This is a genomic window from Micromonospora sp. RHAY321 (assembly GCF_023896955.1).
Classification (GTDB): Bacteria; Actinomycetota; Actinomycetes; order Mycobacteriales; family Micromonosporaceae; genus Micromonospora.
Map to the genome: position 1 here is coordinate 22304 of NZ_JAMHIW010000028.1, position 11416 is coordinate 33719.

Annotated in this window: 10 protein-coding genes; 6 read left to right on the top strand and 4 right to left on the bottom strand. The window is 71.5% G+C overall.

Annotated elements, in window-relative coordinates; genetic code table 11:
* Positions 1 to 203: 203 nt before the first annotated feature.
* From M8C17_RS30790 to sigJ, 4 genes are all read left to right on the top strand, one after another.
* Positions 204 to 1409 carry an acyltransferase gene (locus tag M8C17_RS30790; protein WP_252420158.1) on the top strand — a complete coding sequence of 402 codons (1206 nt, stop codon included), beginning with the start codon at positions 204 to 206 and terminating at the stop codon, positions 1407 to 1409.
* A gap of 159 nt (positions 1410 to 1568) precedes the next feature.
* On the top strand, positions 1569 to 2744 hold the full coding sequence (locus tag M8C17_RS30795) for an acyltransferase (RefSeq protein WP_252420160.1): 1176 nt from the start codon (positions 1569 to 1571) through the stop codon (positions 2742 to 2744).
* A 117-nt stretch (positions 2745 to 2861) separates the two neighbouring features.
* Positions 2862 to 3293 carry a carboxymuconolactone decarboxylase family protein gene (locus M8C17_RS30800; RefSeq protein WP_256483702.1) on the top strand — a complete coding sequence of 144 codons (432 nt, stop codon included), beginning with the start codon at positions 2862 to 2864 and terminating at the stop codon, positions 3291 to 3293.
* Positions 3290 to 4165, top strand: coding sequence for an RNA polymerase sigma factor SigJ (sigJ, locus tag M8C17_RS30805; RefSeq protein WP_308209608.1), 876 nt, complete (start codon positions 3290 to 3292; stop codon positions 4163 to 4165). The genes M8C17_RS30800 and sigJ overlap by 4 nt, the downstream gene beginning before the upstream one ends.
* Before the next feature lie 38 nt (positions 4166 to 4203).
* Here the strand turns inward: sigJ and ndk are convergent, their stop codons facing one another.
* Positions 4204 to 4629, bottom strand: a complete 426-nt coding sequence (gene ndk / locus M8C17_RS30810; protein ID WP_252420166.1) for a nucleoside-diphosphate kinase — start codon at positions 4627 to 4629, stop codon at positions 4204 to 4206.
* A 142-nt stretch (positions 4630 to 4771) separates the two neighbouring features.
* Between ndk and M8C17_RS30815 the strand changes: the two genes are divergently transcribed.
* Positions 4772 to 6196, top strand: a complete 1425-nt coding sequence (locus tag M8C17_RS30815) for a VOC family protein (protein ID WP_252420168.1) — start codon at positions 4772 to 4774, stop codon at positions 6194 to 6196.
* A 12-nt stretch (positions 6197 to 6208) separates the two neighbouring features.
* Here the strand turns inward: M8C17_RS30815 and M8C17_RS30820 are convergent, their stop codons facing one another.
* The 3 genes from M8C17_RS30820 to M8C17_RS30830 are packed head-to-tail and all read right to left on the bottom strand — an operon-like array spanning position 6209 to position 10595.
* On the bottom strand, positions 6209 to 6649 hold the full coding sequence (locus tag M8C17_RS30820) for a DUF4233 domain-containing protein (RefSeq protein WP_252420170.1): 441 nt from the start codon (positions 6647 to 6649) through the stop codon (positions 6209 to 6211).
* Complete coding sequence (locus M8C17_RS30825; RefSeq protein WP_252420172.1) at positions 6646 to 7980, bottom strand: folylpolyglutamate synthase/dihydrofolate synthase family protein; 1335 nt, start codon at positions 7978 to 7980, stop codon at positions 6646 to 6648. Before M8C17_RS30825 ends, M8C17_RS30820 begins: the two co-directional genes overlap by 4 nt.
* Complete coding sequence (locus M8C17_RS30830; protein WP_252420174.1) at positions 7977 to 10595, bottom strand: valine--tRNA ligase; 2619 nt, start codon at positions 10593 to 10595, stop codon at positions 7977 to 7979. The genes M8C17_RS30825 and M8C17_RS30830 overlap by 4 nt, the downstream gene beginning before the upstream one ends.
* A gap of 70 nt (positions 10596 to 10665) precedes the next feature.
* On the opposite strand from M8C17_RS30830, the gene M8C17_RS30835 reads away from it, so the two are divergent.
* Positions 10666 to 11352, top strand: coding sequence for a hypothetical protein (locus tag M8C17_RS30835; protein WP_252420176.1), 687 nt, complete (start codon positions 10666 to 10668; stop codon positions 11350 to 11352).
* The last annotated feature ends 64 nt before the right edge of the window (positions 11353 to 11416 follow it).

Sequence of the window (11416 nt, forward strand, 5' to 3'; positions counted from 1 at the left end):
CGTCCGGTTCTACTGGGCCGGTCACCCGGCTGTTCTTCCGGAGGCTCACCGGTGATGGCCGGGTCATCGCCTTACGGTGCTCAACGATACTCGACCCGCCCACCGGTCCGCCGCCGAGTAATGCCGCCGGCGCCCGAACCACCGCTTCCGCCCCGGCCGCGCCGCCTTGACTCGATCTTGCGGCGATGACCAGAATTCCCCGGGTGACCGAGATCAGTTACGCCCAGTACCGCGCGATGCGCCGGTTTCCCGCCCTCGACGGGCTCCGCGCGATCGCCGCGGTGATCGTCATCGCCTTCCACTTCGGTGGGCCGAGCTGGGCGTGGACCTCCGGTTGGGCGGGGGTTCAACTGTTCTTCGTGCTGTCCGGCTTCCTCATCACCACGCTGCTGCTGCGGGAGGAGGAGGGGCGGGGCCGCGTCTCGCTGCGGTCCTTCTACATCCGGCGCGGTTTTCGGATCCTGCCCGTCTATTTCGTGGTGCTCGCGGCGACGTACGCGCTGGCACACCTCAATGGCAAGGGCTCGACCGTTTCCGACTCGATGCCGCACTACCTGCTCATGGTCAACGAGTTCGCGCCGACCCTGGGGTATCTGCACTCGTGGACGATCGCCATCGAGTGGAAGTTCTACCTGGCCTGGCCGCTGCTCGCCTTCGTGCTGGCCGCCGCGAGCGCCCGCCGCCGGCTCACGGCGACACTGCTGGCCATCGTCGGCCTGGCGGCGATGATCCCGTTCACGCCCGATTGGCCCTACTGGCCGGTCCACTACGTGTCGATCCTGCTGGGCTGCCTGCTGGCGATCGTCATGCACCACCCCCGGGGGTATGCGCTGGTCCGGCCCCTGACCCGTCCCGTGGTGGCCGTGGTCGTGTCCATCGGGTTCGTCGCCGCGCACCTGTCGCTGCACTACTGGCCGGCCACCGAGCACCCCCGGCTGGAGATCATGATCGCCGGCTACTCGGTGGCGGTGGCACTGCTCCTTCCCGCCATGCTGGCCCCCGGGCTGCCGCAGAAGCTGCTCTCCTGGCGGCCGCTGGTGTTCGTGGGTGAGCGCTCCTACTCGCTCTATCTGGTGCAGCAGCTCGCCGTGGCGGTGGTCGTCGGGCTGGTGCCGTCGTACGAGACGCGCGGGACGAAGTTGTTCGTGGCCGCCACCGTGGTGGGACTGCTCGCCGCCGATCTGCTGTACCGGTGGGTGGAGCAGCCGATGATCCAGGTCGGGCGACGGCTCTCCACGAGCGGCCGGACGTCCCCGCCGGCGCCGGTGGTCGCCCCCACCGAACCGGCCCCGGCCGCCGACCGGAGCGTGCCCCACCAGCCGCTCCCGGAGAACCGCCTCCCCGAACGTCCAGAGCCGGCCTGGGTGCCCAACAACCGCCCCGCATCTGCGACCTACACCCCCCTCTGACCTGGTCGATCATGAGGTTGGCGGGCGGATCAGCGGCACATCCGCCCGCCAACTTCATGGTCGCGGCTTGGCCGCGATCGGCGGTGCGGGTGACCAGAGCGGAAACGGCGGGTGTCCGGCCGGCTTGACCCGGCTGGCGCCCTCGCGCAAACTTCGCCGGTGCGTTCGCTTCGATACGACGAATTCCAGGCCATGCGTCGATTTCCCGCCCTGGACGGACTACGGGCGGTGGCCGCCATCATGGTGTTCGCCTTCCACTACGGTGGCCCGTCCTGGAAGTGGTTGACCGGCTGGATCGGCGTGCACCTGTTCTTCGTGCTCTCCGGCTTCCTCATCACGACGCTGCTGCTGCGTGAGGAGCACCGGTACGGCAGGGTCTCGCTGCGCGCGTTCTACCTGCGGCGGTTCTTCCGGATCATGCCTGTCTACCTGCTGGTGCTCTTCCTGACCTGGGGGCTGGCCCGGCTCAGCGGCAGCGCCGAGACGATCGAACGCCTGATGAAGTACTACCTGCTGTTCATCAACGAACTCCTGCCGGGCACCGCGCCGTACCTGCACTCCTGGACCATCGGGATCGAGCAGAAGTTCTACCTGTTCTGGCCGGCCATCGCGTTCGTCCTGGTGACCGCCGCCTTCCGCCGCCGGCTGGCGGTCACCGCCGGCCTGATCGTGCTGTTCATCGCGATGATCCCGCCGGACATCGCCTGGCTGAGCTGGCCGATCCACTACGTGGCGATCCTGCTCGGCTGCCTGACCGCGGTGGTCATGCACCACCGGCGAGGTTTCGCACTGGTTCGGCCGCTGACGCACCCGGTGACGGCCACCGCGGTGATCGTGGTCTTCGTCGCGTTCCAGGTCGCCGTGCAGTACTGGCCGATCCGGTTCGGCCAGGAGGCACTGATCGGCACCTACGCCGCGGCGGCGGCCCTGCTGCTGCCGGCACTGCTCTCGCGCAGTGTGCTCGCCCGGGGGCTGGGGTTGCGGCCGCTGGTCTTCATCGGTGAGCGGTCGTACTCGATGTACCTCGTCCAGTCCATCGCGGCGCGGGTGGCGATCGGGCTGTTGCCGGCGATGGGGCGTCGCAGCACCGCCGTGTTCCTCGGTGCCGTGGTCGTGGCGTTGGTCGTCGCGGACGTGCTCTACCGGTGGGTCGAGCTACCCATGATCGAGGTGGGCCGTCGACTGGCCGCCCGGGTGACCCGACGCGGTCCGCGCGACGGCGACAGTACCGGGCAGGCCGGCCCGACGGGTGACGCCGACGCCGTCCGCCCGGTCGAGCTGATCCCCCGCCCGCGCGAGGTGCTGGCGGACACCGTTCCGGCCGGCCGCGGCTGACCTCCCAGGGCCGACGCGGCCGGCATGATCGGCGTCACAGCGGCCGGTTGTCACGGCACACCCCGCCCCACCCGTCATGACGGTGTCGGACCGATCAGGGAGGTAGTCGTGCAACGGATGAACCCGGCCGAGGTGGTACCTCAGGCGTACAAGGCCGTCATGGGCATGGAGTCGTACGTCCAGACCAACGTCGACCACACCGTGCTGGAGCTGGTCAAGCTGCGGGCGTCGATCCTGAACGGGTGCGCGTTCTGCGTGGACATGCACAGCCGGGACGCGCTCGCCAGCGGCGAGTCGAGCCGGAGGTTGTTCGCGGTCGCCGCCTGGCGGGAGGCACCGTTCTTCGACGAGCGGGAGCGCGCCGCGCTGGCGCTCACCGACGCGGTCACCCGGCTCGGCGAGCACGGCGTGCCGGACGAGGTGTGGGACACCGCCGCGAAGGTCTGGTCGGAGAAGGAACTGGCCGACCTGGTCGTCGCGATCGCCACAATCAACGTGTGGAATCGGATCGCGGTGACGATGCGGCTGGAGCCTCCGGCGCAGGTGTGACGACCGGGGCAGCAGAGGCGGCCGGTGCGCTCCAGGCGCACCGGCCGATGCTGCTTGGGCTCGCCTATCGCCTGCTCGGCAGCCGGGACGACGCCGAGGACGTGCTCCAGGAGGCGTACCTGCGCTGGCTGGGCGTAGACCGGTCGGCGGTGGACGAGCCGCGCCGCTACCTGTCCCGGGTGGTGACCCGGCTGGCCCTGGACCGGCTGCGGTCGCGGCAGGCCACCCGTGAGACGTACGTGGGTACGTGGCTGCCCGAGCCGGTGCCCACCGCGCCCTCCCCGTTCGGGCCGTTGGACCGCGCGGAGCTGCGCGACTCGCTGTCCACCGCGCTGCTGCACGTGCTGGAGCGGCTCACACCGCCGGAGCGCGCGGTGTACGTCCTGCACACCGCCTTCGAACTGCCCTACGCCGAGATCGGGGAGATCCTGGATCGGACTCCCGAGGACTGCCGGCAACTGCACCACCGGGCGACCGCGCGGGTACGCCAGGAGCAGCGGCGGTTCACCGCCAGCCGCTCCGAGCGGGAACGGCTGCTGGACGCGTTCCTGGCCGCCGCCCGGGAGGGTGACCTGGCGACGCTCACCGGCCTGGTCGCCGCGGACGCCACCGCCTGGAGCGACGGGGGTGGCCGTGTGTCGGCCGCCCGCAAGCCGATCAGCGGAGCGGATCGGATCGCCCGGTTCTTCGCCGGCGTCTACGGTCGACGCCACCGCTGGGCCATCCAACGGCTGGAGCTGAACGGGGAACCCGCCGCGCTGATGACCCGTGAGGACGGCAACCGGTACACGATGAGCGTCACGGCGGCAGACGGCCGGATCACCGGGATCTACGTGGTCGGCAATCCGGAGAAGCTGCCGCCGGTCGACTGAAAACGGCGCGCCGTCCGGTCAGACCGGGCTGGGGCGTCTCAGCCGAGGTCGGGGAACCAGAGCGCGATCTCGCGCTTGGCGCTGTCCGGAGAGTCGGAGGCGTGCACCAGGTTCTCCCGGTTGGACAGCGACAGGTCGCCCCGGATCGTGCCGGCGACGGCCCTGCGCCCGTCGGTCGCGCCGACCAGCCCGCGGACCACGTCGATGACCTGGTCGCCGGAGAGCACCAGGGCGACCAGCGGGCCGCCGGTCATGAAGTCCTTCAGCGGCGGGTAGAACGGCTTGTCGACGTGCTCGGAGTAGTGCTCGTCGGCGAGCGCGGCGTCCATCGTCCGGTACACCATCGCGTCGATCCGCAGCCCCTTGCGCTCGAAGCGGGAGAGGACCTCGCCGACCAGGCCGCGGCGGACCGCGTCGGGCTTGATCAGAACGAGGCTGCGCTCATCCGGGCTGTTGCTGGACACGCTGGGTTCCTCCTGTACACGCTGAACGCTCGGGGTCGGTACGGTCAGCCTAGCGACCCGGTCCCGGCGCCGGCGCGGCGGCCGGTCTTTCCCCCGGTGGCCGATCCGGCCTAGCCTGGCCCTGACCCCCGGGAGGTCCACTGTGGCGAATGGCGGGAACCGACCCATCGCGCCGGTACGCAAGCTGATCGGCACGGTGCTGGGCACCGTGGCCACGTTCGTCGTCCTCTTCGGGCTGGGCATGACCAGCTGGGCCATCGTGGCGCTCGGCGTCGCCCTGCTGGTGCTGGCGATCGCGCTGGCCACCGTGCGCGGCGGCGGGCGCACCTGGGTGGTCGGCGTCGGGCACGTGCACAGCGCCTCCGAACCACCCACCCAGTACGCGTTCGGCCGCTGCGAGCTGCAACTGGTGATCGACGCGCCCGGCCTGCCGCCCCGATCCAAGAAGATCATCGAGCCGCGGGTGCCGGTCTCCAAGTGGCCGTCGCTGGGCCAGACCCTGCCGATCCGCGTCGCGCTGGACGACCAGCGCCACGTCAAGGTCCTCTGGGACGAGGTGCTGACCCACGCCGAGACCGCCGCGGCCGTCGCTGACCTCCCGCCGGAGTTCGCCGACGCCGAACCTCTGGACGAGGTGCTGATCCAGCAGGACGCGCCGCCGTGGGCCGATCGCGCGCCGGACGACGACTTCCGGGACGACTTCCGCGATCCGCGCGCCGGCGAGGTGTTCCGCGACCCGCTCGACCCCAACCCGCTGCGCGACGACCTCGGTGTCCCACCCGAGGAGCGCGAGCCGGTGGTGGTGCACCAGAGCCCGGGTGGCCCGGTGGTGCTGGAGGGCGTCCTGGTCGAGCAGCAGGCCGGCGGCGGGCTGCCCCGGCGCGCCACTCCCGCGCCGCGTCCGCCCGCCGAGGAGCATTTCGACGAGCCCGACGCCGACCGCTTCGACCAGCCGGCGGACGACCGGCCCGCCCCGGCGGCGGAGGGGCCCTTCGACCCACCGGCCCCGCACCGCTTCGAACAACCTCCCACGCAGCGGTCCGGTCCGTTCGCGACGGATCCGCTGGACCCGCTCGACCTGCCGCTGGACGATCCCGCCACGCCGGGCGAGGCACGCGAGGCCGTCACCGCCGAGGAGCTGGACGAGGCGATCTTCGGGTACGACGAGGGCGCCGCCGCGGACCCGGCCGCCCCGATCAGCGGAGTGGGCCTCACCCTGCTGGTCACCGACCTGGCCCGGTCGCTCGGCTTCTACCGTGACGTGCTGGGCTTCACCGAGGTCGACCAGGGCGCCGGCAACGCCGTGCTCGCCTCCGGCACGACCCGGTTGGTGCTGCGGGAGGTGACCGGGGCGGCGCCGATCAGCCGCCGTCTCGTGCACGTCAACCTCGAGGTCGACGACATCGAGGCGGCGTACGGGCGGCTGCGCGAGTCGGGTGTCCGCTTCACGTACGCGCCGCGCGTGGTGAACCGGGGCACCCGGCTGGAGGTGTGGGCGGCGGCGTTCCGCGATCCGGACGGCCACGGCATTGCCCTCACCCAGTGGCGGGAACGCGCCGACGCCTGACCCGGTCGGGCGTCAGCCGAGGATGACCCGGCGGACGTGCAGCGCGTACGCCCAGACGAGGGCGAAGATGACGCCCAACGCGAACAGCGACCAGTGCAGCAGCCCGGCCAGCAGCAGCAGGCCCTGCAGGACGGTGCCGGCGTGCCAGGCCCAGGGGCGGCGCATCATGCCGGCGAGCAGGATGGCGACCACCGCCAGGGCCACCACGACACCGATCGCGGCGCCGCTCAGGTCGCCGCCGACCACGCGGATCGGCTGGATGGCCAGCAGCAGCACCAGCGCCTCCAGGCCGAGCGTCCCGGCACCCAGGCCGCGTACCGCCCGCTCCGGGTTGCGCAGCCCGGACCGCCGCGGCTGATCGGGAACAGACTCATCGGCCGCGGGTTGCTCGGCCGTCGGCGGGTCGGTGGGCGGAAACTCGGGGGCCTGTGGGTCCCGCTCCGGGCCGGTCATCGCTTCAGCAGCCGACGCGCGTCGGCCACCGTCACCACCGACCCGGTGACCAGGACCCCGACCCCGCTGAGTTCACCGGGGACGTCCTCCTCGGCCAGCGCCACCGCCACCTCGATCGCGTCCGGCATCTCCTCGGCCACCTCGACCCGCTCCTCGCCGAAGATCTCGGCGGCCAGCGCGGCGAGTTCCGCCGTCGGCATCGCCCGTGGCGAGGTGTTGCGGGTGACCACCACCAGGTCGACCACCGGCTCCAGCAGCTCCAGCAGGCTGGACGCGTCCTTGTCGGCGAGCACGCCGACGACCGCCACCAGCTTGCTGAACGCGAACTCCTCCTGCAACGCGGTGACGGTGGCGGCCATCCCGTGCGGGTTGTGCGCGCCGTCCAGCAGGACGGTCGGGGCGTTCCGGACCCGCTCCAGCCGACCCGGGGAGCTGGCCTCGGCGAAGCCCTCCCGGACCGCCTCGATATCCAGCTGCCGCGTGGTCCCGGCACCCAGGAACGCCTCCACCGCGGCGAGCGCCACCGCGGCGTTCTGCGCCTGGTGCGCGCCGTGCAGCGGGATGAACACGTCGTCGTAGATGCCGCCGAGCCCCTGGAGGGTGAGCACCTGGCCGCCGACCGCGATGGCCCGACTCAGCACGCCGAACTCGGCGCCCTCCCGGGCGATGGTCGCGCCCACCTCGGCGCAGCGTTCCAGGAGGGGACGGGCCGCCTCCTCCTCCTGCGCCGCCGAGATCACGGTGGCACCCGGGTGGATGATGCCGGCCTTGGCCAGCGCGATGTCCTGGAGCGTGTCACCGAGCCACTCGGTGTGGTCCAGGCCGATCGGGGTGATGACACAGACCCCGGCCTGGATGACGTTCGTGGCGTCCTCGGCACCGCCGAGACCCACCTCGACCACGGCGATGTCGACCGGAGCGTCGGCGAACGTCGCGAACGCCAGCGCCGTGGTCATGTCGAAGTACGTCAGCGGCTCGTCCGAGCCGGCGTCGACCAGTTCCGCCAGCGGCCGGATCTCCCGGTACACGGCGGCGAAGCGCTCCTCGCTGACCGGTTCGCCGTCCAGGCTGATCCGCTCCCGGATGGTCTCCAGGTGCGGGCTCGTGTACCGGCCGGTGTGCAGGCCGAACGCCCGGAGCAGCGAGTCGATCATTCGCGCGGTGGAGGTCTTGCCGTTGGTGCCGGTGAGGTGGATCGCCGGGTACGCCCGCTGCGGGCTGCCGAGCAGGTCCAGCAGCGACTCGATCCGGTCCAGCTCGAAGACCATACGGGTGAAGCCGCGGGCGGCCAGCTCGGCCTCGGCGGTGGCGAAATCGGTGGGGTCGGTCACGAGGTAAGCGTCTCCAGAGCAGCGTCGATCCGAACCAGGTCGGCTTCGGCGGTGGCGAGCCGGTCGCGGATCTTCGCGACCACCGGCTCGGGGGCCTTGCCGATGAAGGCCGGGTTGTCGAGCTTCGCCCGGGCCTGCGCGACCTCCTTCTCGGCCGCCGCGCGGTCCTTCGTGAGCCGGGCCCGCTCGGCGGCCACGTCGATCGACCCCCGGGTGTCCAACGCGACACCCACCGCCCCGGGCATGGCCAGGGTGGCACTCGCCTGGAAGTCCTCGCCGACCGGGTCCAGCCGGGCGAGCGAGCGGATCAGCGGCTCGTGGGCGGCGATGCCGGCCCCGGTCAGCCCGTCCAGCCGCGCGGCCACCCGCTGCGTCGGCCGCAGCCCCTGGTCGGAACGGAACCGGCGGATCTCGGTGATCACCCGTTGCACGCTGGCCAGCTCCGCCTCGGCGGCGTCGTCGATCAGCGAACGGTCGGCCACCGGCCAGGCGGCCTTCTGCACCGTCTCGCCGCCGGTCAGCGCGAGCCACAGCTCCTCGGTGACGAACGGGATGACCGGGTGCAGCAGCCGCAGCAGCTGGTCCAGCACGTGCCCGAGCACCCGCCGGGTGGTCTCGGCACGCTCACCGCCCTCGGCCAGCACCGGCTTGCTCAGCTCGACGTACCAGTCGCAGACGTCGTCCCACGCGAAGTGGTAGAGCAGGTCGCACACCTTGGCGAACTCGTACGACTCGAACTGCTCGTCGACCTCGGCGGTGACGTGCGCCAGCCGGGAGAGGATCCACCGGTCGACGGTGGAGAGCTGCTCGGCGGCCGGCAGGTCACCCGAGGTGTGCGCCCCGTTCATCAGCGCGAAGCGGGTGGCGTTCCAGAGCTTGTTGCAGAAGTTGCGGGAGCCCTGGCACCAGTCCTCACTGACCGGGACGTCCTGGCCCGGGTTGGCACCGCGGGCCAGGGTGAACCGGGTCGCGTCGGCGCCGAACCGGTCGATCCAGTCCAGCGGGTCGACCACGTTGCCGAACGACTTGGACATCTTCTTGCCGTGCTCGTCGCGGACCATGCCGTGCAGAGCGACCACGTCGAAGGGCTGCCGGCCGTCCATCGCGTACAGGCCGAACATCATCATCCGGGCGACCCAGAAGAAGAGGATGTCGTAACCGGTGACCAGGACGCTGGTCGGGTAGAACTTGGCCAGGTCCGGGGTCTGCTCGGGCCACCCGAGGGTGGAGAACGGCCAGAGCGCGCTGGAGAACCACGTGTCCAGCACGTCCTCGTCCTGCCGCCAGCCGTCCCCGGTCGGCGGCTGCTCGTCCGGGCCGACGCAGACGATCTCGCCCTGCGGGCCGTACCAGACCGGGATCCGGTGCCCCCACCACAGCTGGCGGGAGATGCACCAGTCGTGCATGTTGTCGACCCAGGCGAAGTAGCGCTTGGCCAGCTCGGCGGGCTCGATGCGGACCCGGCCGTCGCGGACCGCGTCGCCGGCGGCCTGGGCCAGCGGGGCGGTGTTGACGAACCACTGCAGCGACAGCCGCGGCTCGACGGTCGTCTTGCACCGCGAGCAGTGGCCGACCGCGTGCACGTACGGCCGCTTCTCGGCCACGATCAGACCCTGCTCGCGCAGCGCCGCCACAATCGCGGGCCGCGCCTCGAACCGGTCCAGCCCCTCGAACGGGCCGGGCACGGTGATCACACCCCGCTCGTCCATGACGGTCAGCGCGGGCAGGTCGTGGCGCTGGCCGATCTCGAAGTCGTTCGGGTCGTGCGCCGGGGTCACCTTGACCATGCCGGTGCCGAAGGACGGGTCGACGTGCGCGTCGGCGACGATCGGGATGCGGCGGCCGGTCAGCGGCAGCTCCACCTCGGTGCCGATCAGGTGCTGGTACCGCTCGTCGTCCGGGTGCACCGCCACGGCGGTGTCGCCCAGCATCGTCTCGGCCCGGGTGGTGGCCACCACGACCTCGTCGCTGTACCGGATGGAGATCAGCTCACCGTCGTCGTCGGTGTGCTCGACCTCGATGTCGGAGAGCGCGGTCAGGCAGCGCGGGCACCAGTTGATGATCCGGTTGGCCCGGTAGATGAGGCCCTCGTCGAAGAGCTTCTTGAAGATCGTCTGGACGGCGCGGGTCAGGCCCGCGTCCATGGTGAAGCGTTCCCGGTCCCAGTCGACCGAGTCGCCGAGGCGCCGCATCTGACCGAGGATCGCCCCACCGGACTCGGCCTTCCACTGCCAGACCCGCTCGACGAACTTCTCCCGGCCGAGGTCGTGCCGGGACAGGCCCTCGCCGGCGAGCTGACGCTCGACCAGGTTCTGGGTGGCGATGCCGGCGTGGTCCATGCCGGGCAGCCAGAGCGCCTCGAAGCCCTGCATGCGCTTGCGCCGGGTCAGCGCGTCCATCAGCGTGTGCTCGAACGCGTGGCCCATGTGCAGCGAGCCGGTGACGTTCGGCGGCGGGATGACGATGGTGAAGGGAGGCTTGTCGCTGTCGGCGGAGGCCCGGAAGTGCCCGGCGGCTACCCACTGCTCGTACCGTCGCTGCTCTACCTCGCCGGGCTGGTACTGGCCGGCCAGGGTGGGGGCGTCGGGGCGTCGGGCATCGAGTCTGTCGGTCACCCTGGAAAGTCTACGGAGGGCTTCCGCGGACCTGACGTGCACCACCTGCCATTCGCGTACGGTGTCGGCTATGTCCGACGCACATCTCACTGAGCGCCCGCTCGACGACGGTCGCGAGCCGGTTGAGCTCACCGAGGAGCCGATCCAGCTCAGCACCCGGGACCCCGGTGGCGACCCCGACGAGCCGCGGGGTGGTTGGTCCCGGCGCCGCAGGATCGGCTGGGCTGCCGCACTGGTCGTCGGCCTGGCCGGCGCGGGAGTGCTGGGTGTCGGCGGGTGGCGGGTCGCGCAGCAGAAGGACACCCAGTTGACCTCGCCGGACCGGGTGGCGGGCCTGACCCGCGACGACAGCGAGCGGGCCAAGAGCACGGCGGACTACCTGCGCAGCGGCTTGGCCGCCGACATCGAGCTGGACACCAGCTTCGGCACGGTCTACCGCGACCCGGCCGACGACAAGCGGTCGGTGCTCATCTTCGGCGGCACCACCCTGCTCTGGCAGCCGGAGCGGGACCTGGACAGCCTCTTCGGCCTGATGTCCGACGAGACCGGCGCGGTGACCGGCCTGCGGGAGGTGCCCGCGGGCGAGCTGGGCGGCGTCATGAAGTGCGGTAGCACCAGCGGTGAGGGCGGCGACTTCGCGGTGTGCGGCTGGGCCGACCACGGCAGCGTCGTGATGGCGATGTTCCCGGGGCGTTCGGTCACCGACGCAGGGGGCCTGCTGCGTAACCTCCGCGCCGACATGCAGACCCGGGGCTGACCAACGGCGGGCCGGCACGGGAGTGCCGGCCCCTGTTTCCGGATACGGAAATGCGTCAGGGCCA